This window comes from Paenibacillus sp. J31R34 (assembly GCF_059383715.1).
Genome location: NZ_JBXENU010000016.1, coordinates 37,071 through 62,151, shown reverse-complemented (window position 1 = coordinate 62,151; position 25,081 = coordinate 37,071). Strand labels below are relative to the sequence as shown.

At 50.1% G+C, this 25,081-nt stretch carries 24 protein-coding genes and 2 riboswitches; of the genes, 19 read left to right on the top strand and 5 right to left on the bottom strand.

What is annotated here, in order from left to right; translation table 11 throughout:
- Nucleotides 1-46: 46 nt before the first annotated feature.
- From AC50YG_RS29490 to AC50YG_RS29480, 3 genes are all read right to left on the bottom strand, one after another.
- The gene (locus AC50YG_RS29490; protein WP_494832231.1) at nucleotides 47-1,066 is read right to left on the bottom strand and encodes an iron chelate uptake ABC transporter family permease subunit; all 1,020 of its coding nucleotides are present in this window, start codon (nucleotides 1,064-1,066) and stop codon (nucleotides 47-49) included.
- 97 nt (nucleotides 1,067-1,163) lie between these two features.
- Nucleotides 1,164-2,996 (bottom strand): alpha/beta fold hydrolase, encoded by a 1,833-nt coding sequence (locus AC50YG_RS29485; RefSeq protein ID WP_494832229.1) that lies wholly within the window; start codon nucleotides 2,994-2,996, stop codon nucleotides 1,164-1,166.
- A gap of 93 nt (nucleotides 2,997-3,089) precedes the next feature.
- Nucleotides 3,090-3,665: a TetR/AcrR family transcriptional regulator gene (locus AC50YG_RS29480; protein WP_494832227.1), complete on the bottom strand. Its 576-nt coding sequence runs from the start codon at nucleotides 3,663-3,665 to the stop codon at nucleotides 3,090-3,092.
- A 198-nt stretch (nucleotides 3,666-3,863) separates the two neighbouring features.
- Between AC50YG_RS29480 and AC50YG_RS29475 the strand changes: the two genes are divergently transcribed.
- The 12 genes from AC50YG_RS29475 to spoVT all read left to right on the top strand — a co-directional run bounded on the left by AC50YG_RS29475 (nucleotide 3,864) and on the right by spoVT (nucleotide 18,682).
- Nucleotides 3,864-5,039: an asparaginase gene (locus AC50YG_RS29475; protein WP_494832225.1), complete on the top strand. Its 1,176-nt coding sequence runs from the start codon at nucleotides 3,864-3,866 to the stop codon at nucleotides 5,037-5,039.
- 145 nt (nucleotides 5,040-5,184) lie between these two features.
- Nucleotides 5,185-5,334: riboswitch (guanidine-I (ykkC/yxkD leader) on the top strand.
- 182 nt (nucleotides 5,335-5,516) lie between these two features.
- Entirely contained in the window at nucleotides 5,517-6,533 is a 1,017-nt protein-coding gene (locus AC50YG_RS29470) for an ABC transporter substrate-binding protein (RefSeq protein ID WP_494832223.1), read from the top strand.
- Between the two features lie 5 nt (nucleotides 6,534-6,538).
- Entirely contained in the window at nucleotides 6,539-7,339 is an 801-nt protein-coding gene (locus AC50YG_RS29465) for an ABC transporter permease (RefSeq protein WP_473755424.1), read from the top strand.
- 344 nt (nucleotides 7,340-7,683) lie between these two features.
- Nucleotides 7,684-8,556 carry an SPFH domain-containing protein gene (locus AC50YG_RS29460; protein WP_494832221.1) on the top strand — a complete coding sequence of 291 codons (873 nt, stop codon included), beginning with the start codon at nucleotides 7,684-7,686 and terminating at the stop codon, nucleotides 8,554-8,556.
- Nucleotides 8,557-8,569: 13 nt separating this feature from the next.
- Nucleotides 8,570-8,770, top strand: a complete 201-nt coding sequence (locus AC50YG_RS29455; RefSeq protein WP_494832219.1) for a type II toxin-antitoxin system antitoxin — start codon at nucleotides 8,570-8,572, stop codon at nucleotides 8,768-8,770.
- Nucleotides 8,771-9,140: 370 nt separating this feature from the next.
- Nucleotides 9,141-9,290: riboswitch (guanidine-I (ykkC/yxkD leader) on the top strand.
- A 53-nt stretch (nucleotides 9,291-9,343) separates the two neighbouring features.
- Nucleotides 9,344-10,072 carry an urea amidolyase associated protein UAAP1 gene (locus AC50YG_RS29450; RefSeq protein ID WP_494832217.1) on the top strand — a complete coding sequence of 243 codons (729 nt, stop codon included), beginning with the start codon at nucleotides 9,344-9,346 and terminating at the stop codon, nucleotides 10,070-10,072.
- Entirely contained in the window at nucleotides 10,072-10,722 is a 651-nt protein-coding gene (locus AC50YG_RS29445) for an urea amidolyase associated protein UAAP2 (RefSeq protein ID WP_494832215.1), read from the top strand. The genes AC50YG_RS29450 and AC50YG_RS29445 overlap by 1 nt, the downstream gene beginning before the upstream one ends.
- Nucleotides 10,723-10,745: 23 nt before the next feature.
- On the top strand, nucleotides 10,746-14,495 hold the full coding sequence (gene uca, locus AC50YG_RS29440; protein ID WP_494832213.1) for an urea carboxylase: 3,750 nt from the start codon (nucleotides 10,746-10,748) through the stop codon (nucleotides 14,493-14,495).
- Nucleotides 14,492-16,327, top strand: coding sequence for an allophanate hydrolase (gene atzF / locus AC50YG_RS29435; RefSeq protein WP_494832211.1), 1,836 nt, complete (start codon nucleotides 14,492-14,494; stop codon nucleotides 16,325-16,327). Before uca ends, atzF begins: the two co-directional genes overlap by 4 nt.
- A gap of 220 nt (nucleotides 16,328-16,547) precedes the next feature.
- Nucleotides 16,548-17,342 (top strand): ABC transporter ATP-binding protein, encoded by a 795-nt coding sequence (locus tag AC50YG_RS29430; RefSeq protein WP_494832295.1) that lies wholly within the window; start codon nucleotides 16,548-16,550, stop codon nucleotides 17,340-17,342.
- 25 nt (nucleotides 17,343-17,367) lie between these two features.
- Complete coding sequence (locus AC50YG_RS29425) at nucleotides 17,368-17,601, top strand: hypothetical protein (protein ID WP_494832209.1); 234 nt, start codon at nucleotides 17,368-17,370, stop codon at nucleotides 17,599-17,601.
- 538 nt (nucleotides 17,602-18,139) lie between these two features.
- Nucleotides 18,140-18,682 (top strand): stage V sporulation protein T, encoded by a 543-nt coding sequence (gene spoVT, locus AC50YG_RS29420; RefSeq protein ID WP_341280342.1) that lies wholly within the window; start codon nucleotides 18,140-18,142, stop codon nucleotides 18,680-18,682.
- A 131-nt stretch (nucleotides 18,683-18,813) separates the two neighbouring features.
- Here spoVT and AC50YG_RS29415 read toward each other — a convergent pair whose 3' ends face one another.
- Nucleotides 18,814-19,200, bottom strand: a complete 387-nt coding sequence (locus AC50YG_RS29415; RefSeq protein ID WP_494832207.1) for a hypothetical protein — start codon at nucleotides 19,198-19,200, stop codon at nucleotides 18,814-18,816.
- Nucleotides 19,201-19,204: 4 nt separating this feature from the next.
- Nucleotides 19,205-19,948 (bottom strand): hypothetical protein, encoded by a 744-nt coding sequence (locus AC50YG_RS29410; RefSeq protein WP_494832205.1) that lies wholly within the window; start codon nucleotides 19,946-19,948, stop codon nucleotides 19,205-19,207.
- Nucleotides 19,949-20,143: 195 nt separating this feature from the next.
- Between AC50YG_RS29410 and yabN the strand changes: the two genes are divergently transcribed.
- The 7 genes from yabN to yabQ all read left to right on the top strand — a co-directional run bounded on the left by yabN (nucleotide 20,144) and on the right by yabQ (nucleotide 25,042).
- Nucleotides 20,144-21,625 carry a bifunctional methyltransferase/pyrophosphohydrolase YabN gene (gene yabN, locus AC50YG_RS29405; protein ID WP_494832204.1) on the top strand — a complete coding sequence of 494 codons (1,482 nt, stop codon included), beginning with the start codon at nucleotides 20,144-20,146 and terminating at the stop codon, nucleotides 21,623-21,625.
- Nucleotides 21,626-21,817: 192 nt separating this feature from the next.
- A complete protein-coding gene (locus AC50YG_RS29400) occupies nucleotides 21,818-22,090 on the top strand; it encodes an HU family DNA-binding protein (protein ID WP_046234423.1) in 273 nt (90 codons plus the stop codon).
- 3 nt (nucleotides 22,091-22,093) lie between these two features.
- Nucleotides 22,094-22,375, top strand: a complete 282-nt coding sequence (locus tag AC50YG_RS29395) for an RNA-binding S4 domain-containing protein (RefSeq protein WP_046234424.1) — start codon at nucleotides 22,094-22,096, stop codon at nucleotides 22,373-22,375.
- A gap of 107 nt (nucleotides 22,376-22,482) precedes the next feature.
- Entirely contained in the window at nucleotides 22,483-23,091 is a 609-nt protein-coding gene (locus AC50YG_RS29390) for a histidine phosphatase family protein (RefSeq protein ID WP_494832201.1), read from the top strand.
- A 91-nt stretch (nucleotides 23,092-23,182) separates the two neighbouring features.
- Complete coding sequence (locus AC50YG_RS29385) at nucleotides 23,183-23,950, top strand: DUF817 domain-containing protein (RefSeq protein WP_494832293.1); 768 nt, start codon at nucleotides 23,183-23,185, stop codon at nucleotides 23,948-23,950.
- A gap of 208 nt (nucleotides 23,951-24,158) precedes the next feature.
- Entirely contained in the window at nucleotides 24,159-24,443 is a 285-nt protein-coding gene (gene yabP / locus AC50YG_RS29380; protein ID WP_046234426.1) for a sporulation protein YabP, read from the top strand.
- Entirely contained in the window at nucleotides 24,440-25,042 is a 603-nt protein-coding gene (gene yabQ, locus AC50YG_RS29375) for a spore cortex biosynthesis protein YabQ (protein ID WP_473755442.1), read from the top strand. The genes yabP and yabQ overlap by 4 nt, the downstream gene beginning before the upstream one ends.
- The last annotated feature ends 39 nt before the right edge of the window (nucleotides 25,043-25,081 follow it).

Genomic DNA, 25,081 nt, shown 5'->3' with positions numbered 1-25,081 from the left:
GCTATTGCTGTTAAGCCATTTATCTGATCTTATTGCTGCATTTTTGTTACATTTTTGTTTTGCGATAATGACTCCACAGCATAACCATAAATAAGGGAATAGCAACTGCATTTGTAGTGTGGGCAAGCGGCATGTCGGTAATAGGGGAGAGAAACTTGCTTAAAAGACTTACAAGCAATAAGAGGATGGCTCCGATAATGGCTGATCCTGAAATAATAATTCGGTAATTATTTCCGAACCATTTGCTGAGCAGAACGGCTGTTACAAATCCTACGCATGCTACTGGTCCAACAAGCCACACGGCCATACCCGTCATAACGATAACGACAATAGCGGACAGACTATATACAACAACACCGGCATTTTTCTCTTGATAATAATGTTTGGAAATAAAGAATGACAGAATCATAGCGCCAATTAGAGCGACGACAATCAGGGAAGCTAGGGCATACGATTCTCCTTTGAAAATGCCATGCCCTAATACTGAAATGAAAATGGCATCTTGGTCAAAGGTGTGACCCATATAAAGACGCAGCAGTAATGAGGAGAAATGGGCAGTTGTTCCCATTAAAGCGCCAGCAAAAATAAGCTGAATCGAGGTCAGTGGGATTTTGAGCATTCGAAACATGATATATAGGATGATGCAGCCTATAAGACAGCCTGTAATAGCGCTTACTGCTGTAATGATAGAGACTGTGCTTGAATTAGGAATATTAATCATACTCGGCCAGGTGACAAGCAGGGCAAGGCTTGCCATTTCCGTCAGCCCAAAAGTTGTGGGTGCAGCCATACGATTGCGCGTAAGTCCTTGAAGCATAGCTGCAGATGCGGCGAGTGCCGCTCCTGCCAATGTAATGGCAAGGGTATTGGGGAGCCGTAATGTCATCAGCACTTCGTATGTATTGGATTCCCAATCCTTTGCAAGAATAACTTCTTTAAAATCATTGAGAGTTAGTCCCATGACACCGGTTGACAAATGCCAAGCAAAACAGCCAATAAGCAAAATTGGCCCTAAAATAAACAAAGCAGAGACAAACAGCGGATTCGCTTTCGTACGTGTAGTCATGAATCAGTAGTCCTTCCTGAAAAAATCTATTTTCCTTTATATCGGAAATATAGAGGGGAAATTACACTCAGACTGTTCATCACCTTAGTATGTTTGCTTATTTCCCGAGCCATTGCCGCAGCAACTGGGCAGTTTGCTCTGGGTGGGAGATCGGAAAATGATGCCCATAAGGAAGGCTACCCATGTGCAAATGGCGGTAGCGATCATGCAGCTGATAATTCCGTTCCTTTTCTCCCCATAAAATATGAACCTTCTTCTCATCCCACTGTTCCGGCGCTAGCTGAAAGCTTTGCGGACGCGTCAACTCGCGTAATAGCTCAGCAAGTGTCTTCCTTACCCGCGGTGAGCGCAGCTCATCTTGGACATAACGGGTATATTCGGCTGGAATTTGTGCCTCTGATTCGAAGCAGCTTTGCTTAATCAGCGACTTGATTAGTGCGGCCTCACTCATGCGAGAGAGCGCCATTTCCGTAAGCCAGCGCTGTTTATACATGGATGGTGCCGGATGAAAAACGGGCTGCAGCAGTCCTAGCGCTTGAATTCGTTCTGGCAGACGCTCCATGACTTTGGCGGCAAGGAGCGCTCCATAAGAATGCCCGATTAAGGTAACGGGAGCATCCATTGCTGCAATGGCTTCTATAAGGCTCTCCAAGTGGCCATCAATTACATTGGACTTATGGTGATAGGGGCTTCTGCCTAGCCCAGGAAGGTCGGGGAGCCAGACGTTGGCATTCTGAAAATGATTGGCTAGAGGAATCAGGCAATCCGCTCCGCTAAAAGTGCCAGGTATGAACAAAATCGGATTTCCGCTTTTGTTGTTATTGTGCAATGCGGTCATACTGCCTAGCTTGCCCTGATTGTAGCCCTTATGCGCTGTCACTGAATGCGAGAGGCGGAAATCGAGGTCAGCGATTGTATGGTGCAAAGCAGACGGCGTCACCGTGTAGTCCAGCGCATATTTTTGTTGAATATAGCGGGCGGATTCGAGCGAATAAGAATCGTCTACGACAAAGCTCAGTGATTCCTGGGGAATACCCAGTTTGCCGCCCAGTGGGCTTCCGAGCACTTTGGATAAGACGCCAAGCGGTAGAGAGCCGACGGGCTTGGCTACGCGCAGCTCCTTGGCCATCGTTGTAATCAGCTGCCTCATATTAGGGCTGTCTTCCTTCGCTTGCAACAAATAATACGTTTGGCTGATAGGTTGCTCTTCTTGGGCAAGTGCGGCGAGAAAGGCGGCGGCGTGATCAAGGTGGAACAGGGGCAACCAATATTTTTCGCCTCCCGGCACAAGGGCCATCAGTTTTCTGCGTGCAGCATCAACGAGAACGCCGAGACCACCGAGCTGCTCTGTCTCTCCTGTTGCGGAATCGCCGATGACGACGCCGGGGTGGACGACGGACAGGGGATAGCCTTGTTCGGCGCTTTGCTCCCGCAGGTGAAGGTCGGCGAGGAACTTGGCCTGCTCATAAGGCGGCTCATGGTTTAAAGATGCAAGGGCCTGCTCTTTCTGCGATAGATCCTCATTGCGGAATGGGCTTTTAAAGCCGACCAAGTGGATAAAATGGCGCAGCGTCGTCTCCGTATGAATCAGCGAGGCTATTTCAGCCATATGCTGCGAGGCTTGTAAAAACACCAGCTTGGCCTGTTCGTCGCTCAGTCTGATATCCATAGGGCCACCCGCATGAATAATGACCTCTGCTGTTTTCACCCGCGCCAAATCTTCTTTGCTCAAGCCCAATAAAGGCTGCGTCAAATCGCCGCATACCGGCGTGATGAACTCGTTATGCCGAAGGTTTAGCTTGTCCAAAAGCTGCTCATATTTGCTTAAAGAACGAACGAGAACGGTTACGTGCTGCTTGGTTTGTGCAAGGGCCTGTATGAATCGTTGTCCAATAAATCCTGTGCCGCCTGTAACAAATAAATGTGTCATAATCTTGCTCCTTCTATATAAATCATTTTGTGAGTTAAAAGGGGATTACCGTCTAAAAATTAGTACTTATTAGTACTAAAATGATTAAAAAAATTACTTTAGCAAGGCTGCTAAAGCATGAAACGCATGTGTAACTGTATTTGGGTTCTGGCTGGCATGCTGCAAAAATAAAGCTCCCTCAATCGTAGACAGCATAAGTGCGGCGGTTGGTTCGACCGGCAAGTCGGGCTTGAGCTCTTTGCGCGATATTCCCTCGTGCAGCAATTGTTCAATAAAGGAAAGCTGGCTTTGGAAAAAGCGGCGGAACTGCTCGCGGAACGGTCCGTTCTCCAGCGGAGCCTGCGTATAGAGGGTCAGAAATGGGCAGCCGCCAAGGCAGCGTGCATCCTGCTCGGTCAATAGCCAGGCGAGCTTATCCAGGCGCTTAAGTACAGGTAGATCATTTTGCCTGCCAATGTGCTCGAACAAGCTTTCATATTGGCTGATCATCCGCTCAATAATGGCGGACAGCAGCTCTTCTTTGCTTTTGAAATAATAGTAGATATTCGTTTTGGACACTTTGCTGGCAGCTACGATGTCATCCATGCTCGTAACCAAATAACCTTTGCTCAAAAATAACTGTTGGGCCGTATGCAAGGCGACCTCGCGGTTGGATTGTTTTGTTTTCATATTAGTACTGTATAGGACTAAAATTAATTTGTCAATGATTGAAGATACGCAAATTGTTGTAATAGAGACTTTATACCATTGTTAAATGTATGTTAGTTATTATTACACAACTAGGTACAAAGTCACTTGTTCTATTTATATATGTGAGATAATATAACGCAATAGAGATTATAATATAGTTAAGTGGAGGGAACCAAGATGATGCTGTCTATTAAAAGGATGACTGTTTTTTCGCTTTCTGCCATTATCGCACTCGTAACATTTATTTCTCCTGTAGGAGCCGCTGAGGCTGCTATCCAGGCAATTACTTTCCCGGAGGTGCCTGCTTCCTTCCAAAAATCGAAGCTCCCTAACATTTTGGTTATTGGTACAGGCGGTACAATTGCTGGACAATCGACTGATGAGACAAGCTTTCAAACGTACCGTGCGGGTACGCTTTTAATTAAAGATATGGTGAAGAGCCTGCCGAATTTGGATAAGATGGCGGACGTTGAGACTGTGCAATTTGGCAACAAAGGCTCATCGGCTTATCTGATGGACGATCTGGCAAGCCTGTCGATGACAGTGGATGCAGCGTTGAAGAAATACGACGGTGTAGTCGTTACGACGGGTACGGATACGATGGAAGAGATCGGTTATTTCCTCGACCTTACGGTCCGCAGCTCGAAGCCAGTTGTTATTACAGGTTCTATGCGTCCATGGACGGTAATCGGAAGCGATGCTCCGGCGAACTTGTTCAATGCAATCAAGCTGGCGGCAAGCGGCAAGACGAAGAAATTCGGCACGGTGCTTATGCTGAATGATGAAATTCATGCTGTGCGTGAAGTGACGAAAACAAATGCACTTCGTCTCGACACTTTTGAATCGCCTGGATTTGGTCCACTCGGCTACATTGATGAATCAGTCATTCAAATTTACCGTGTGCCGACAAGAGCGCTGAAAACCGACGCGGAGTGGGCGACGCCATTTGATCTGTCCAAGCTGCCGAAGGCGGGCTTCTCGAAGGTCGAAATTGCTTATTCGTATCAAGGTGCTGGCGGTGAGGCTATTAAAGGCTTCGTAGACGGCGGCGCAAAAGGGATTGTTACAGCGGGCACGGGAGCTGGCGGCATTTCCGCTGCAATGAGAGAAGAGCGTACGAAAGCGGTTGAAAAAGGCGTTATTTTCGTAACGACGACAAGAACCGGATCGGGCAATATTTACGGCGGCAGCGAGGGGATTTTAGCAGGAGACAATTTGAACGCGGCTCATGCTCGTATCCTGCTTATGCTGACTCTGACGTACACAAGCGATTTCCCGACTATGCAAAAATGGTTCACCGTTTATGGTGCACTGGAAGTGCCTGAAGATACAGCGGTGAAAGCTGCTGCATAATAGAAAGCATTTTAGATGAAAGTCACGTAAATTAATATGACATGAGTATTGACAGAGTGTTAGGTGCCCTACTATAATACAGATAAATGTAAGGTTATCTAACAAAAAATCATATAGTTCCTATGCTGGCTGTACACATCGGGAACGACAAGCTGTCTAGGGTTCCGTTGACAGGTCGCAAGTTTGCCTCGCGTCTTATCAAGTCTGGTCCAAGAGACGGCGTACGGCGAGTGTGCATCCATTGAGGGATGGCGGCAAGCGCTGTATAACACGGAAGGATAAAAGCCTGGGAGATCACAATCTCCCGGGCTTTTGTTTTTTTAGAAATATAAAAATGTATGAGTTACACGCTTATACATGCTTATATTTCACCCGCGAAACGGTAGCTTTGCCGCCAGAGGATGGCGACAGCTGTTTACGCTTGGCCCAATCTCTGGTTATTCAGGAGTTGGAGCGTTAAAGACAAGGGGTGGGACAATGAGACAGTCGTGGAAGGTTTGGCTCTTGGGGTTGCTTGTCGTGTCGATGTTTGTTGTTACGGGTTGTGGCAGTTCAGGTGGCAAAGCGGGAGAAGGAGGAGCGGGTGAGCCGATTACAATTGCCCTGAGTCCGTGGCCGGGTTGGTATATGTGGTATGTAGCTGAGGAAAAAGGTTTTTTTGAAAAGCATGGAGTCAATGTAAAGCTGGAGTTTTTCCCGGTGTACAGCGACTCGCTGCAAGCTTTGGCAACGGGAAGGGTAGATGCAAACAGCCAGACGCTGAGCGATACGCTCGCTCCTTTTTCAAAGGGGATTCCGCTTAAAGCGGTTCTGGTCAACGATAACTCCTTCGGCGGCGATGCTATTGTCAGCAAACCGGAAATCCAGTCCATTCAGGATCTGAAGGGGAAAACGGTTGCGACGGAGCTTGGTACTGTCGATCACTTGCTGCTGCTAACTGCCTTGGCGCAAAATGGCATGAAGGAAGAAGATGTGAACTACGTCAATATGACTGTAAATGATGCGGGCCCAGCATTTATTTCCGGAAAGTCTGATGCTTCTGTTCTATGGGAGCCGTTCCAGACAATTGCGGTGAAGGAAGGAAAGGGCAAGGTGTTGTTCTCCTCTAAAGATACACCGGGACTTATACCGGATTTGCTTGTGTTTCGTGAGGAGGTTGTGCAGAAGCGTTCCGCTGAAGTGCAGAAGGTTGTGGATGCTTGGTTCGATGCGCTTGCGTATTATGAGGCCAATCAGGAAGAGGTACTGAAGCTGCTGGCGACCAAGGCGGAGACGACTCCGGAGGATCTCAAGCTGGGGTTTGATGGCATCAAGCTGTTCTCTCAAGCGGATAATCTTCACGCCTTCGAGAAGCGTGATGAATATACCTCGCTTGAATATACGGCGGGGCAGACGGCGGATTTCTTGCGCGGACTCGATATGGTCGGTGACATTGATGACGTGAGCGGACTGTTCGACGCGCAATTCGTCAAAAATACATCAGCAGGGAAGTGATGACGATGAAGGCAGTTCGGCGGCGGAAGCCGCATCGGATACAGATTTTTAAAGATATTGGCTCCCGGGCGTTTATGATTACGGCTAGCTGCTCTTTTCTGCTCCTTCTGCTGCTGTGGTCGCTGCTTAGCTATACGGAGGCTGTGAACCCTGTATTTTTGCCGAAGCCGCATGTCGTTCTAGCGACCTTTATAGAGCTGCTCGGCAGCTCTGATTATTGGAATCATATTGGCGTTAGCTTATTTCGCGTGATGTCAGGCTTCCTGTTGGCGTGTGCGCTAGGCATTCCTATCGGGATATTGGCTGGGACGTTCAAATTCGGCGAAGCGCTGATAGAGCCTCCGATGGAATTTATCCGCTACATGCCAGCGGTCGCTTTTATTCCGCTTATTATGGTGTGGGCAGGGATTGGCGAGTGGGCCAAGGTATTGCTTATTTTTATCGGCTGTTTCTTCCAGCTCGTGCTGATGGTGGCTGACAATACGCGAAGGGTGTCGCAGGATTTGCTGCAAGCTTCCTTCACGCTTGGGGCGGGGCGCTGGAAGGCAATCGAGACGGTGCTCATACCGGCGATTCAACCGCAATTAATGCATACGATGCGGCTTATTCTCGGCTGGGCGTGGACGTATCTAGTTGTGGCGGAGCTGGTTGCTGTCAACAGCGGGCTTGGATATGCCATCATGAAGGCGCAGCGATTTTTGAATACGGAGGAGATTTTTGTAGGTATTTTCGTTATTGGGCTGCTGGGCTTGATCAGCGATCGCATTTTTGCCTTTTTGAACCGCAGATTGTTCCCTTGGGTATAGGGTTTGAGGACTGAGGTTCCGTTATCACCCTAATAATCTCTCCAAAATGGCTTTTGGCAGCGCATTAGCTGCTTCTGAGTCCGCTGCCTAGCCATAAGCCTTGATTCTGTTGAAATAGCTGCTGCTGTGTCCGCCAAGTATTTCTTTGTGCAGGGTGTGAACCCCTAAAACGAAGATTGCGATTCCTAGTTGAAAAAAAGAATATCAGTGCCTGCTATATACGAAGCTCGCAGTCCAAGAGGAAGAGTTCCTTGAGGCCTGTGGGCTTTTTTGGTGTTTGCATATAAATGTAAAAAGTGATATCATAAATATATCAAATTAATACTAAAGGGGTGTTCTGACAGATGAAAGAGTTCAAAGCTTGGCATGTGAATGGATTTTTGGCATTGCTGGTTGGCGTATTGTCGCTTGTTGGGGGAATCATTCTGATTTTGTTTGGCGCATCGGGTACACAGCCGGACTTCCTTTCGATTATTGCGGGTGCATTGCTGATTCTTGTTTTTATCATCGCTTCGTCCTCGCTGACGATTGTGCAGCCGAATGAAGCGAAGGTCATTACCTTTTTCGGAAAATATATCGGTACGGTAAGAACTGCAGGGCTGTGGATGACGCTTCCGCTGACGAACAAGCAAAAGGTATCGCTTAAAGTGCGCAACTTTAACAGCCATACGCTGAAGGTCAATGATGCCGACGGCAATCCGATTGAAATTGGGGCGGTTGTTGTTTTTAAAGTAACGGATACGTCCCGTGCGAGCTTCGATGTCGACAATTATGAGCGTTTCGTGGAAATTCAAAGCGAGACGGCCGTTCGCCACACGGCGGCACAGCACCCATATGATACGCATACGGATGAGAACGCGATGTCTCTGAGAGGCAATTCCGAGGAAGTGGCAGAAGAGCTGCTCAAGGAGCTGCAAAGCAGGCTTGCTGTTGCGGGAGTTGAAGTAATAGAGACGCGGCTGACGCATCTGGCCTACGCGCCGGAAATTGCTAGTGCAATGCTGCAAAGGCAGCAAGCAACAGCGATTGTGGCAGCTCGCCAGAAAATCGTTGAAGGCGCGGTCGGCATGGTGGATGCGGCATTGAAGCAACTGGAGGATAGTGGAATTGAGCTGGACGTGGAGCGGCGTGCGGCGATGGTCAACAATCTGATGGTGGCGATCGTATCGGATCGTTCTGCCACTCCGGTCATTAATACCGGGTCTTTGTACACGTAGGGAGCTGTCGATAATGGGAAAAGAAAAGAAAGCTTTTCCGCTCCGACTGAATCCTGACATTCACCGCGCTCTGGAGCAGTGGGCTAATGAGGAATTTCGCAGCGTCAATGGTCATATTGAGTTTTTGCTGCGCGAAGCGCTTAGCCGTTCAGGCAGGCTACCGAAGCCAAAACCTGCCGAGCCTCTGGAAAATGCCGGTGAGCCTAAGGAATAGAGAGAAGCAGATAAAGAGCCTGATTATAGGTAAGAAACAAAGCCAAACAGCAGCTGCCGTCCAATGACGATGGAGCTGCTGTTTGGCTGATTTGCAATCATCTGAAACTAAACTCGAAGCTGTTCAAAATTGGTTGGCTTCAAGTGATAGGAAAATCAAGAAGGTTACCATTTTGTTGAACCAAGAGGAGTTGTTAGACGCTTACTCAATGCCTTAGAGTAGGAATGCTAAGGTGTCTAAAATCGACGCATCTTGTGTTATGTTATCTAACATAACTGTTGACAAACGATATTCAACAGTCATATAATCTATCTAACGTTAGGTTATATGACAATTGAATATTGGTTTCCGTTGCAAAATAAACTGGAAACAAATCGCTGTCTAGGGTTCCGTTAGCTGCTGATGGGGTATATCTCATCTGTTGATAGCTAAGTCTGGTCCGAGAGACGGCATGCAGTCGAATGCGAGTAATACTGGCGCGAATCGCTGTATAACACGGAAGGATAAAAGCCTGGGAGATCAAATCTCCCAGGCTTTTTTTATTTATATTTACACGGGGAGGCGAAAGAGGGAATGAGTGAAGAATGGAGCAAAACGATTGAAGCTGGAGGCAAGTGGTCAGGCGTTATTGGGCGGGGGAAGCTTGTTCGTTTAACCGCCCTTGAAGGTGGGGCGAATGTGTCTACCATGCTGTTCAGCGCTCGAGATTTGAATGAACGCTACAATATGCCAGATACACTCAAGGCGCAGCATACCTCACATCTAACGAAAGGGAATGTGCTGATGAGCGACAATGGACGTGCGATGGTCAGTATTGTAGAGGATGGACTTGGCTGGCATGACCCGCTTGGCGGCTATACAAGCCGCGAGCTGACGGATGAGCGCTATGGCGCGACGACTTATCAGGTGCTTCGAAACGGCTGGCTGCGAAGCGGGCAGGAAAATTTGGCGGTTGAGCTGGTGCGAAGCGGGATGGGTGTCAGGGATTTGATGCCGGTCATCAACTGGTTTTCCAAAATTAGCTGCGATGAGCAGGGTGATATGCATTATGCCGAAAATCATTGCCTCGCAGGTGCTAGTGTGACGCTTCGAACAGAAATGGATGTGCTGCTGGTGCTGTCGAATACGCCTAATCCGCTTGATGCTAGAACAATTTATCCTTCGGTTCCGGTGCGGGTAGAAGTGTTCGAGGCTGAGAGAGTAGATCGAGAAAATGACTATTGTGTAAATTTTCGTGCGGAAAATCGCCGTGCGTTCGAAAATACGTGGGAATACAACCTTTTATGGGGAGGCGGATGGTAATGGCGGCATTTAACTTAGTAGAAAGCCCGCGCAAGACGGCGGAAGCTGTGTACAGTAAAACAATTTTAGCTGGCGATGGCTGGATGCATGATTTGCTGCCTGGACAAGTGCTCAGAATTGTTGATCTCGAAGGAAATCAGGCGGCGGATACCCTATTTTACGATGCCGATCAGCCGGAAGATCATTATAGTGCCATAGCAACGATTGCAAGGCAAGCCAATGTGTATTTAACGGCAGGCTCGGTGCTGCGGGCAGAGTCGGGCAAGCCGCTCGTAACGATCGTTGCCGATACATGCGGACGCCATGATACGATTGGCGGCTCCTGCTCTGCACAGAGCAATACGGTGAGATATGCCCATGAAAAGCTGCATATGCACAACTGCCGCGATACGTTCATGCTCCAGCTGGCGAAACGGGAGGCTGGCTATACAAAGCGCGATTTGGCGCCGAATGTGAACTTTTTCATGAATGTGCCAGTGACAGCCGAGGGCGGCTTGCAGTTTGCGGACGGCGTATCCGCGCCTGGCTACTACGTAGAAATGCAATCGCATGGCAAGGTGACGGTGCTCATCAGCAACTGTCCGCAGTTGAACAATCCTTGCAATGCCTATAACCCAACACCTGTGCAGGTACTAATCTGGAACGAATAAATGAATGCGGGGGAGAGGTCGCTATGTTTACAAAGGTACTGATCGCAAATCGCGGCGCAATTGCCGTGAGAATTGAGCGCACGCTGCGCAAGCTAGGTGTTCAATCTGTCGCTGTCTATACGCAGGCGGATCAAGACAGCAGGCATGTTGATGACGCCGATGAGGCGGTGTGGATCGGGGATGGGCCTGCCAAAGAAAGCTACTTGAATGCGGAGCTCATTCTTCAGACGGCGATAGCAACAGGTGCGGAGGCGATACACCCGGGCTATGGATTTTTGAGCGAAAATGCAGACTTTGCCCGTGCCTGTGCTGAGCGTGGTATCGTATTCATCGGCCCGACCCCGGAGCAAATGGAGCAGTTTGGGCTTAAGCATTCCGCCAGAGAGCTGGCGCAGAAGGCTGGCGTGCCAATGCTGCCGGGAACCGACCTGATTGACAGTGTGGAGGAAGCGGTGCTGCATGCACGGCAAATCGGATATCCGGTTATTCTGAAAAGCACGGCAGGCGGCGGCGGTATCGGCATGCGGGTATGTGACGATGAGCAGGCGCTGCTTGCTGCCTATGAGGGTGTTCGTCATCTGGCAGAGACGAATTTCAAGAACGGCGGGATGTTTTTGGAAAAATACATCGCCAAGGCACGCCATGTCGAGGTGCAAATTTTCGGCAACAGCTACGGTGAGATTGTTGCGCTTGGTGAACGGGATTGCTCCGTGCAGCGGCGCAATCAGAAGGTGCTGGAGGAAAGTCCGGCTCCCCATTTGCCGGACAGCGTCCGCGCGGCCATGATGGAATCGGCAACGAGGCTTGCGGCCGAGGTGGGCTACCGCAGTGCGGGAACGGTGGAATATTTATATGACCCCGAAACGGCTGCGTTTTATTTTCTGGAAGTGAACACGCGGCTTCAGGTGGAGCATGGCGTGACGGAAGAGGTGCTTGGGCTCGATCTGGTGGAATGGATGGTGCGGGAAGCGGCGGGGGAACTGCGCGAGCTGAAATCATTAGTAGGGGAGCCGCAGGGACATAGCATTCAGGCTCGCATCTATGCGGAGGATTGCTTGCAGGGCTTCCGTCCAAGTGCGGGGCAGCTGGATCAAGCGAGATTTTCAGAGCAGGCTCGCAATGAAACATGGGTGAGAGACGGCATGACCATTACGACGCTGTATGACCCGATGCTGGCAAAAATCATCGTGCATGGCGCGGATCGCGAGGATGCTCTGCGGAAGCTGGGCGAGGCGCTGGCGCAGACGCGGATGTACGGCCTGACGACGAATTTACAGTACGTGCAGGCGCTGCTTGCGGATGCAGCTTGCAAGGAGGGGCTTGTTTATACGCGGATGCTGGAGGATTTTGCGCCAGTTGAGCAAGCCGTCGAGGTGCTGGACGGCGGCGTGCAGACGACGGTGCAGGATTGGCCTGGAAGAGTCGGACATTGGGACGTGGGTGTGCCGCCATGTGGTCCGATGGACCCTTACTCGTTCCGCCTAGGCAACAAGCTGCTCGGCAATTCGGATCAGGCGGCGGGCCTTGAGCTGACGCTGCGCGGCGGTTCTTATCGCTTCCGCGGTGCGATGCGATTTTGCCTGACGGGTGCTGACATGCAGGCGAAGCTGGATGGCAAGCTTGTGCCGCTGTATGCGCCTTTACTGGCGAAGGCAGGGCAAGTGCTCAGCTTCGATGAGGCAGCCGCTGGGCTGCGGACGTATTTGCAGATTGCAGGCGGGCTTGATATGCCGCTCATTCTGGGCAGTGCCGCAACGTTTACGCTGGGCGGCTTTGGCGGTCATGGCGGCCGGGCGCTGCGAGCTGGTGATGTGCTGAGAGTTCACGGTGATGGCAGTACGCTATCTCATGAAATGGCGGTCTCTGAACGATTGCCGAAACAACAATCTGAACAGCAATCTGAGCAGCTTTCTGAACAACGCTCGGAACTGCCTCGAGACCATGTATCCTCGACGTTAGCAGAAGGGCTTGCTCCTGCTTACCGTCCGGCTATTGGGAGACAATGGACGATTGGTGTCATACCGGGACCGCATTGTACAGAGGAATTTTTGCGGCCGGAGTATTTAAAGCAGTTAACCGATACGCAGTGGGAGGTTCACTTTAATAGCTCCCGTACAGGAGTGCGTTTAATTGGCCCTGCGCCGCTTTGGACTAGAGAGGATGGCGGAGAAGCGGGGCTGCATCCTTCGAATATTCACGACAATGCCTATGCTGTGGGAACGCTTGATTTGACGGGCGATATGCCGATTCTGCTGGGGCCCGATGGCCCGAGCCTGGGTGGTTTCGTATGCCCGGTCACGACGGCTTCCGCTGAGTTTTGGAAGCTGGGGCAGCTGCATCCTGGCGACAAGGTTTATTTTCAGCTATTGACGCTTGAAGAGGCTGATGCGATGCGCGATGCGCAGGAAGCTAATTTGCGGGCGCTGGGTGAAGGCGACATGGCTTCTCTGCAAGAGCTGATGCTTCCTGAGCCTAGGAAACAGTTGCTTTCCCCGTCCTACCCGCTGCTCGTTAGCGAGGAGGCGGGGCGGAGGTTTCCTATCTCCATTCGGTGCAGTGGGGATGAAAATTTGCTCGTGGAATACGGCGAGCTGAAGCTGGACATTTTGCTCCGTTTTCAGGTACATGTGCTAATGGAGGCGATTCGGGCGGATGCTTCGCTTCCGGTGCTCGATCTGACGCCGGGTATTCGCTCGCTGCAGGTGCATATCGATCGCACTCGCATCACGGCCTACGATGCTTGCCGCCGCTTGCTGGAGCTGGATAGCGCGCTGCCGCCGCTTGAAACCATTGAAGTTCCGTCGCGAATTGTCCGGCTCCCGCTTTCGTGGGATGATCCGTCCACGCAGCTGGCGATAGACCGCTATCAGCAAACGGTGCGTCCGGATGCTCCTTGGTGCCCAAGCAACATAGAGTTCATTCGCCGCATCAATGGTTTGGATGGTAGGCAGGATGTGCAGCGAATCGTTTTTGATGCCAGTTATCTTGTGCTAGGTTTGGGCGATGTGTACTTGGGCGCTCCTGTTGCGACGCCAATTGATCCGCGGCATCGTCTGGTGACGACTAAATATAATCCGGCGCGGACGTGGACGCCTGAAAATGCCGTCGGAATTGGCGGAGCTTACATGTGTGTCTATGGCATGGAAGGGCCGGGCGGCTATCAATTTGTTGGGCGCACGATTCAAATGTGGAACAAGCTGCGAACGACGAAGAGCTTTACGGCGGGCAAGCCGTGGCTGCTGCGGTTTTTTGACCAAATTCAGTTTTATCCGGTTGCTGCGGATGAGTTGTTGAAGATGCGTGAAGACTTCCCGCGCGGGCGCTTTGATGTCGAAATTACGGAGACAACCTTCGAGCTGAAAGACTATTTGGCGTTTCTCGCTTCTATTGAACAAGATGCGGAGTCGTTCCGTGCTACCCAGCAGGCGGCGTTCAAGGCCGAGCGCGAGAGCTGGAAGGCGCTCGGCCTTGCGGAGTATGTCTCCGAGCAGGATGGCGCGGCTCAAAGCGAAGAAGAGGAGCTGCCTGCAGGGGCGGAGGCCATTCGCTGCAATATGCCGGGAAGTGTGTGGAAGGTGCTTGTACAGCCGGGCGTTCGAGTGAAAAAGGGTGATACGCTTATCATTGTGGAAAGCATGAAAATGGAGTTTTCCCAGCAGGCATCCTGTGATGGGGTTGTTGCCTCGATCTATGTCAAGCCTGGTGATGAGGTTCATACCGGCCAGCTTGTTGCTGGCATTATGCAAATCAAGAAAGAGGTGTCGCTCGTATGACGGGTGTTACTTTTCCTGAAGTGCTCACGATGCAATGGCTGCGTGAAAAATATACCGCCAAGCAGCTTGCGCCTGAGGCGGTTATTGAGGAAATCATCAGCCGTTCCGAGCGAGATGCGGCTATGAATATCTGGATTACGCCGCCTTCGCTTATGCAGCTGCGCCCTTATCTGGAGCGGCTCGCGCTGCTTGATCCGGCACAAACGCCGCTCTGGGGCATCCCTTTCGCAGTCAAGGACAATATCGACGTTGCGGGCTTTCCGACAACGGCAGCTTGTGCGGAATTTACCTATACGCCAGGCGAGAACGCCACTGTAGTGGAGCGTTTAGTTCAGGCGGGGGCTATCCCGCTAGGCAAAACCAATCTCGACCAATTTGCCACCGGCTTGGTCGGCATGAGAAGCCCTTACGGCGAGGCGCATAATGCTTTGCGCCCCGAGCTGATCAGCGGCGGCTCGAGCTCCGGCTCGGCTGTCGCTGTTGCCCGCGGCCAAGCGGTATTCTCGCTTGGCACAGACACCGCTGGCTCCGGCCGTGTACCGGCCGCGCTGAACGGGCTTGTCGGCTATAAGCCGACCCTTGGCGCGTGGCCGACCAAGGGCGTCGTGCCTGCCTGCGCCAGTCTGGACTGTGTGACGGTATTCGCCCACAGTATAGATGATGCGCTCGCCGTGGACAGCTCCGCTCGCGGCCTGGATTCTGCCGATCCATGGTCAAGGGAGGTTGTACGCTCTACCAGTGATCTGCCGTCCAAGCTGTATTTGCCTCAGGAACGTCCAGCCTTTTACGGGCCATTCGCCGACGAATATGCCCGGGCATGGGGGGGCTCAATCCAGCGATTGCAAGCGCTTGGGATCTCCATTGAATATGTGGATTGCAGCTTGTTTGCAGAAGCGGCAGCTGAGTTGTATGAAGGTCCTTGGGTAGCGGAGCGCTGGGCTGATCTGAGCGAATTTATCGAAAGCCACCTTGGGGCTTTAGTGCCTGCAACGGAGCAGGTACTTCGTTCAGGAGCGGCAGAGCGCCACACGGCAGCTTCCGTATTTGCCTCCATGCATCGCTTGCAGGCTTTCAAGCTGGCGGCGAAAGCCCTGCTCGGCGATGCGGTGCTGGTAATGCCGACCTGTGGCGGAACTTGGACGCGGGAGCAGGTTCGCGAGCAGCCAATACAGACGAATACGGCAATGGGAGCTTATACGAACCATTGCAATTTGCTTGATTTGAGCGCGCTTGCCCTTCCTTCGGGGGAGGCGGCGGAAAGGCTTCCTTTTGGCATAACGCTGTTCGCTTTAGCAGATCAAGAGCATTTGCTTGAAGGCTTGGGAAGATTGTATGCCGACCAGGCAATGGAGTCTGGGTCGTCGGAACGAGCGAAATGCAGTCTGAATAGCGCTATTGCAAAGGTGTCATCTGAAGCATTCGAATCAACCGACTCCGATCAGACGACGCTCGTCGCTGTGTGTGGTCTCCATATGCGCGGATTTGCTTTAGAGCAGCAAATGCTCGCCTTCGAAGCGAGCTTTGTCAGGGAAGCGAACACGGCGGCTAAGTACGAGCTGATCAAGCTCGATACAACGCCTGTAAAACCTGGCATGATCAAGCTGGAGCAGAGCGGTGCATCGGTCGCGCTGGAGCTTTGGCGCATGCCGCTTTCACGTTTCGGCGCATTTGCTGCCCTTATACCGGCACCTCTGGGGATAGGAAAAGTGGAGCTGGAAGGTGGGGAAGAGGTGCCAGGCTTCATCTGTGAAGGTTATGCTCTTGAGCGGGCGGAGCGAATTTCCGAGTATGGCGGCTGGAGGGAATATCGGAGAGTAATGAGTCTAATGTAAATAAACCTAACATATAAATTGACAAACCATAAAAAATTACGGTATCCTAATTAAAATTGTTAGATTATCTGACAAAAGGGACGGCGGCTTAGCCAAATCCGCTGCCAGTACGCTTACTGAAATGTAAGCGGAGCAGGCGGCGCAAATTGAACGCTTTTGGAGGCGATCATAGTTGAATACAGCGACGGTAACAGCAAAGAAGCAGCCGCAGGAGAAGGCACTGGCGCAAAAAGCGAAAGCTGCCGCTCCGGCAGCTGGCAGCGGAACGATTGAAATTCGCGATTTGCATAAGGTATACGAGACGAAAAAAAGCAGCTTTGAAGCGCTGCGCGATATTCAGCTCACCATTGGCTCCAATGAATTTTTAACGATACTTGGCCCGTCCGGCTGCGGCAAATCTACGCTGCTTCGCATGGTCGCCGGGCTTGATGAGCCTTCGAGCGGCATGCTTGCCTTGGATGGAGAAGAAATCGTCGGCCCGGGCGCTGAGCGAGGCATGGTATTTCAGGGCTATACGCTGTTTCCGTGGCTGACGGTGCGTGAAAATATTGAATATGGTCTCAAGCTGCAAGGGATACCAACGCTTGCTCGCCGTGCCATCTCCAATTATTGGCTCAAAATCATTCGTCTTGAGCGATTCGACAAGTCTTATCCAAAGCAGCTTTCTGGGGGCATGAAGCAGCGGGTTGCCATTGCCAGAGCGCTTGCCAATCGTCCAAAGGTACTGCTGATGGATGAGCCATTTGGCGCCTTAGATGCCCAGACAAAGCTGGAGATGCAGGAGATGCTGCTGGATGTGTGGCAAAAGGAGAAAACCACCGTGCTTTTCATTACGCACGATATTGATGAAGCGATCTTTCTGTCGCAGCGCATTGTCGTAATGGGGGCTGGCCCAGGGCGGATTTTAAAGCAATTTGAAGTGAATTTGCCTGCAGAGCGCTCGCCGGAGGTGCGTGAGCACAAAGCGTTTTTAGCTTTAAAGCGGGAGCTTGCCGAACTGCTGAAGCATGATTGATTTATTTTTAAAGGAGGAGTTAATGATGGAGAAACTGACTAGGGCTGTGCTGGAAGAGGATCAGAAAGATCAGCGGAATTTCCCTACTGCCGAGGTTCTCAAGGCTCGTCCCAAATTGCTTGCGGCTATGGCTTTGCTTGCTACCGTCATGTTATTCAGGCATCCTGCCGCTCTTAATGGAGCGACAGGATGTTTTGATTTTCGGGGAGAAGAAGGACAACAATCGGAGGCCCGAGGAGAGCAAGAGAGGCAGGTTTAACCTCTTGTAGTCAAATATTTTTTTGCAGACGCTACCCAACCCAAGAGCTGGATAGGGCGACAAATATTTAAAAATTTCATGGATATTCACCCGCTGGAACTAGGAAATTAGTCTGGGAACGAGCTGCCCGCCGCCTTTCAGGAGTGCTGAAAGGCGGTGTTAATGAAGGGGATGTAAAGGGTAAAATAGTTTAAAGGGTTGCTGTTCAAGGTTCGTGCATAAGAAATTGGGAGCGGATGAATACTATGGTCAGATTCACAGCAAACGCATTGCCCGGTTTGATCAAGTAAAGAACGGTCCTTCGAGTGCCGGCCTTCGTCATGCATCGGAAAACGACTGCTTCAGCATTCGAGGATTTCCCCTGTTAGCCGTGTTTTTTAAAATATAAGACTTTATAAGTTCCTGCTTATAACCCGCTTATATTTCAGCGCAAAACGAGCCTTTGCCGATAAATGACGGCGAGAGCCGTTTACGCTATTAGACAGGCAGTTCGTACCCAGTAGACTTAAAATCCTCTAGGAAAGTGGGGCAACATGAAATGAAAGCAACTGGAATTGTACGCCGCATTGATGATCTTGGGCGTGTAGTTATTCCGAAGGAAATTCGCCGGACACTACGCATTCGGGAAGGTGACCCGCTTGAAATATTTGTGGATCGCGACGGGGAGGTTATTCTTAAGAAGTACTCTCCTATTGGCGAACTCGGGGATTTTGCCAAAGAATACGCAGAATCGTTGTTTGAGAGCACGAATCATGTGGCGCTCATCTCTGACCGGGATACGATTATTGCGGTAGCCGGCGCCTCCAAGAAGGATCTGCTGGACAAGCAGGTTGGGCCGATACTGGAAAGCTGCATGGAGAACCGCAAAGCTGTAGCTGAAACGACTCCTGGGGCTTATGAGATGATTAAAGATATAAGTGACACTTTCTCAGCCTTCGTTATAGCACCGATTATTGCAGGTGGAGACCCGATTGGTACCGTTGTGCTGCTTAGCAAGGATGAAACTGTGAAAATGTCGATTATGGAGCAAAAAATGGCGGAGACTGCTGCTGGCTTTTTAGCGAAGCAAATGGAGCAGTAAAACAGGAACTCCCTTCAAACGCAAAAGCCCGGTGCACACAGCAGGTTAGCTGTTTAAGCACCGGGCTTTTGCGTGTTTGTGCTGCTGGGGACTGGATGTCAGAGCATATATGAGTCATTTTATTCTGATATTTAAAAAGCGTCATCATCTTGAACGGCGAGCTCGCCTGCATAAAGCAGCTTGAAATATTTGTAACCCAATATACAAAAAGCAATTAAAAAAACGAGTTGTTTAATCAGCATTGGCACAGGAATGAAGTCAGAAACGATCCAAACATCCAACAGGACGGTAAACAGGATGATTTGGGTCATAACTTTTGCTCGAAGCTCCGTCCTAATCCACTTTTTCACATGTAAAAGAGCGATTCCGCCGCACAGCATCATTATGAGCCAAATAAAAAAAATGTCTTTATTAAGCGAGTAGCCGAATAAGGAGCCATAAAGCAGTGATGAGGCAATACCGGAGAATTTAAGCAATTTTTGTTCGTTGGCACTTAAATTATAATATGTTCGTTTCATTCAACTACCAAGTTCCTTGGGAATAATTTGGAAATATTCCATCCCAGTTTAAGCCTATATAAACGCCATTTCTTTTATTAATTTTGGCTTGGATAATTAAATAACATAGATTAGTCAGTGTACCGATTCCGATGATTGTTAAAGCTAAAGTAATGAAAGACCCAACTGGCCCTCCGAATAAAAAAGCGAGAGCGGATAATGCTGCGGCTAAAGCTTCTGGTCCGATCCCTGCTGCTACAAAAAGATATAAATCAATATCTGCTTGTGTAAAGTATATTTTAGAGTCCTGTAGAAATACTTGTGGCGAAACCACATTTTGAATAGGGTTATAAATGGATGGCGATTGGGATGAGGAAAGTCTGGTATTGGACTGATCTTGCCCCCTCAGGAGAACACCTTTGTTATTTGCATCTTTGACTATTTCTTTAAGTAGTAAGATGAACTCATTATTTAATCCATATGTTAGTTTTAAGTAGCTCTCGTCATCATTCAACAAGATCATTTTTCCATCTAGGCCCGATGATATTTCATTTAGAACACCACTTGTTGTCATGATCTGGAGAAAATTCTTTGTTTCTTGATCCAAAGTTATAAAAAAATTTCCGTTTTTGATCAGGGCAGTACTTGATGACCTCTCAGAAGCAATAGTAATTACGGCTGGTTTTGTGATCTCTTTTGCTGCCACTACATTTGGGATAGAAGCTAAAATCATTGCTGAAGCCGTTATTAATACTAAGGATTTTTTCAAATAAACTCTCCACCTTTCAGGTTGTAGAGGCTGTTAATCAAATGAAAAATTAGAGATTTAGTCCTCTCTAAGTAAATTGTACCTCATATTTCCAATTAAGGGAATGGAGGTGTTTGCTTGTCGGCTTTTTTGTAGTTGCGGCGCCTTCTTTAGTATACTAATGGGAGAAGCTAATTGTAGGAGAGAGGGAGAAAAATGAGTGAACCACAAATTACGGTTGTCGGTCTTGGTTCTGGCGACGCCGATCAAATGACGCTTGGCGTATGGCGCAGGCTCCAGCAGGCGGCCCGCGTCTATGTCAGGACGGAGCAGCACCCGGCGATAACGCTGCTTAAGGAGCATCAGCTTGCCTATACCTCGTTTGATTCGGTGTACGAACAGCATGATACGTTCCCAGAGGTGTATGAGGCGATAGCGGCCGCGCTGCTGTTAGAGGCGCAATCGTCGCAAGGAGAGGTTGTGTACGCCGTTCCGGGGCATCCGATGGTCGCAGAACGTACAGTTCAGCTGCTCCGCGAGCGCTGTACGGATGCGGGCGTGCAGCTTGACATTATCGGTGGAGAGAGCTTCTTGGATCAAGCGTTTATTCGGCTTGGCATCGATCCGATCGAGGGTTTTGCGCTGCTGGATGCCGCAGAGCTTCAGCCTGCCATGCTTCAACCGCGCGTACATACGATTATTGGGCAAATTTACGATGCGTTTACCGCATCAGACGTAAAGCTGGCTCTGATGGAGCGTTATCCTGATGATTTCGAGGTTGTCATTGGCCATGCGCTCGGCGTTGCTGGCGAGGAGCAGATTATTCGGGTGCCCCTCTATGAGCTGGATCGCACACCTGGCTTTGGCAATCTTTCATTGCTGTTCGTGCCGCGTACGACGGAGGATGCCGTGCTGAACCGATCTTTTGACCGCTTGCACGAGATTGTGGCGATTTTGCGCAGCCCCGAGGGCTGTCCGTGGGATCGGGAGCAGACGCACTCATCTATCCGCAAAAACTTTATCGAAGAGCTGTACGAGGCGCTTGAAGCGATTGATAATGATGATCCGGATGGCATGCGCGAGGAGTTTGGCGATGTGATTTTGCAGGTGATGCTGCATAGTCAGATGGAGGAGGAGACTGGTGCGTTCACCGTCTATGATGTCATTGAGACGCTGAACGAGAAGCTGTTGTTCCGTCATCCGCATGTATTTGGCGCCAGCAGTGCCACGGATGCTGATGAAGCGCTTGGCAACTGGGAGCAAATGAAGGCTGAGGAGAAGGAGCGCAATGGCACAGCTGCCAGCCGCCAATCTCAGCTGGATGGCATTCCGCCAGACCTTCCAGCACTGATGAAGGCATACACGCTTCAGAAGAAGGCAGCGAAGGTAGGGTTTGACTGGGATGACCTGGGGCCTGTGCTGGATAAAATCCAAGAGGAGCTCTCCGAGCTTCGCGAAGCTATTGCCTCGAAGGATGAGTTGGAACAGGCGGGCGAGCTAGGCGATTTGCTTTTTGCCGTCGTCAATGCAGCGAGATTCATTCATGCCGATCCAGAGGAAGCGCTGACGATGACGAACCGGAAGTTCAAGTCGCGTTTTGCTTATATTGAAGAGCAGCTTCGTATAAACAACAAAACATTTGACCAGACTGATTTAACAGAAATGGACCGCTGGTGGGAAGAAGCAAAGCGACAGTAAGGGACGCGGTTCGCTAAGAGCAGCAAAGATTCCGCACTTTTCGTGAAAAAAATTTGCGGTCAGCGGCAGGAATTCATGTCGGCAAGCAGAATAAGTTAACTTCGTAAGTGTAACAGTTTCAAACTTTCACGAACGTAGGCCGCGCTGAGCGGCTATACCATTAGCTAAGCTTATCATTAGGAGGATTTTAGAATGAACAAAACAGATTTGATTAACAACATTGCAACAAAAAGCGGTTTGACTAAACGCGATGTAGAGGCTGTTCTTAACGGCTTTCTTGGTGAAGTAACAGATGCTCTTGCTGGTGGAGACAAAGTACAATTGATCGGCTTCGGTACTTTCGAAACGCGCACACGCTCAAGCCGTGTTGGCCGCAACCCACAAACAGGCAAAGAGATTAACATTCCAGAATCGAAAGTTCCTGCATTCAAAGCAGGCAACAAGCTGAAAGAAGCTATCCAATAATTCATGCGTCTGGATAAGTTTCTCAAAGTATCCCGCCTGATCAAGCGGCGCACAGTCGCCAAAGATGTGTCCGAGCAGGGGCGCGTCTGGATCAACGGCCGCGAAGCGAAAGCGAGCAGCGCCGTAAAGGTTGGGGATGAGCTTGCTATCCAATACGGGCAGAAGACAGTAACCGTTCGAATTGAGCGAATTGCCGAAACGACCCGCAAGGATGAAGCCGGTGAGCTCTACACGGTGCTGAAGGAAGAACAGCGTCCGCGTGACAATGATCTTGAATGGCAATAAAGATAAAGGGTTGCTTGCGCATGATACCAACGTGCGGGAGCAACCTTTTTTTTATAAATATACGTATATAACCATGAATGGAGCAAATCAAGGAGGGAAACTGAAGCATGACGAAAATAGGTTGGATCAGGCATGGGGTTACGCAATGGAACGTCGAGGGGAGAGCGCAGGGCTCTACGGATATTCCGCTGAATGAGGAGGGCAAGCGGCAAGCGGCAATTTTGGCTGAGCGGCTGAGCAAGGAGGAATGGCATCATATTTACTCCAGTGATCTGCAGCGGGCGCTTGTGACAGCAGAGACGGTAGCGGCGCGCCTGGGAGGCGGCATGGCAGTCAAGCAGGATGCGCGGCTGCGGGAAATGGGAGGCGGCCTTCTGGAAGGCATGACGGAAGCGGAGCGTATTCTGAAGTGGGGAGCCGACTGGCGCAAAGCGGATTGGCAGGGTGAAAGCCATGAATCCGTTATAGGCCGCGGTTTCGAGGTGCTGAGGGAGATTGCCGATAACCATCCGGGTCAAAATATACTTATTGTCAGCCACGGAGCGCTCATCGGCCGCTGCTTGAAGGAGCTTGTGCCCGACGCTTATAAGAACGAGCCGCTTCAAAACACGTCCATCTCGACGATTTATGCGAATGCGGCAGGTAGCTGGTCCTGTGAGAAGTTTAATTGTGCGCTGCATTTGAGCGGCGTGGCTGATGAAGTAGAGGCGAAATGATTCATTTTCCAAGGTGAAACGGCTGTCGCCGTCCTCTGGCGGCGCGCGGCGTTTCAGTCCGAGAAATATAGAGAAAGGATGGCGGAATCATATACTTTTCTATATTTTAAAAAAACTGCTGCTGTTTGGGTATTTGCAGGCGCTGAATTGCCTATTTCCGGTTACGATCTTCGGGGCTATGGCTCTTACACATTACGTCCAGGTACCGGGCATTGCAAGGTATGACCTAATTCTGCTCATCTGCTTGGTCATGCAGGTTGTTATGGTAGCTACAAAGCTGGAGACGTGGGATGAGCTGAAGGTCATTTGCCTGTTTCACATTATCGGTCTGGCCCTTGAGGTATATAAGGTGAAGATGGGCTCTTGGACGTATCCGGGTGAAGGGTGGTCAAGGGTATTCGACGTTCCGCTTTACAGCGGCTTCATGTATGCGAGCGTAGCAAGCTATATCTGCCAGGCTTGGCGCAGGTTCAATCTGGAGATGGTCGGCTGGCCAAAAATGGCGTATGCGGTAACGATCAGCGCAGCGATTTACTTGAACTTTTTTACCCATCATTATTTGTGGGATTTCAGATGGGTGCTGATGGCGGGGCTGATTATCGTATTCTGGCGTTCTAGTGTCCACTTCACGCTTGGGGAAGCTGTATATAAGATGCCGCTTACGCTGGCTTTTGTTCTAATCGGATTTTTTATTTGGATTGCGGAAAATATTATGACCTTTTTCGGGGCATGGGCCTATCCGGATCAGGAAAAGCAATGGACGCTCGTCCATGTGAGCAAAATCAGCTCGTGGCTGCTGCTCGTCGTGATCAGCATTATTATTGTGGCCCAGTTGAAACGGGTAAAAAGCGCCCGCTGAGCGCAATGGCATTTTCAGCTAATAGGTATCCGTGCAAGGCATTCTGCTGTTTCAAAATCATAGAATAGGGTATATATCGGTAGCCGCTTTATTTTCATGAGCCCTTTCATAGATTCCATAGGTTTGTCCTTCTGGACAGGTTCTAAAGTTCGTCCCACTCCCATAAGCTTTAGCATAAGCTGCGTTTTTGAAGTGGAGGGACGGGTCAATGGTGGATCAGAATAAAGGGCAGAAGCGTCAGGAAGTGAAGATGCTCAATCGAAAGCTGCTGGAAATTACCGGGGTATTAAACGTGGAGAGCTTTGACAGCGAGGAGTTTTTGCTGGAAACGGATCTGGGCTTTCTGACGATTAAAGGGCAGAATCTGCATATTAAGCATCTCAGCCTGGAGCAAGGTTTTGTCGCTATAGAGGGGCTCGTTCATTCGCTCGCCTATCTGGACGGCAATGCCCCGAGCAAATCCAAAAGCCTGTTTGGTAAATTATTTAAGTGACACTGACGATGCAGTGGTACACGCTCGCGATGATGCTTCTGTCAGGAATCGGCATGGGAGTCGCCTTTGACGGCTATCGTGTGGTGTCGAATGAGCTGCGGTTTCCACGTTGGTGGCTGCCGGTTCTGGACATTATATACTGGCTGGCAGCGTCGATTATCGTGTTTCGTGTGCTGTACGCAAGCAACAATGGCGAGGTGCGGGCGTACGTCTTTCTAGGGCTGGCAATAGGTGTGAGCAGCTATTACTTTCTATTTAGCAAGCCGGTCATCAAGCTGGTGCAGGGCATTATTCGCGCTATCCGCGCACTGATCAGAGGAATCGTCAAAACGGTGGAATTTGTCATTATTAAGCCGATTCTTCTTTTGTACAAAATAGGTATTGTAGCACTGGGATTTGGGACTGCTTTCACTATTTTTGTGCTAAAAATTATGTTAAAATTGACTCGTCCATTATGGCTATTGCTATGGTGGGTATTAGGTCCTATCATACGACCGTTGAACCGCCTATTTATGAAGTACGCCGATAAGTTTAAGCTTACAGAGCGCTTTAAGGCAGCGGTTGCACGCGTAGTTGCGCTTTGGCGGAAGTTATTCTAAGTTTTCATGGCATGGAGCAGATCGAGTGATGGATGCATC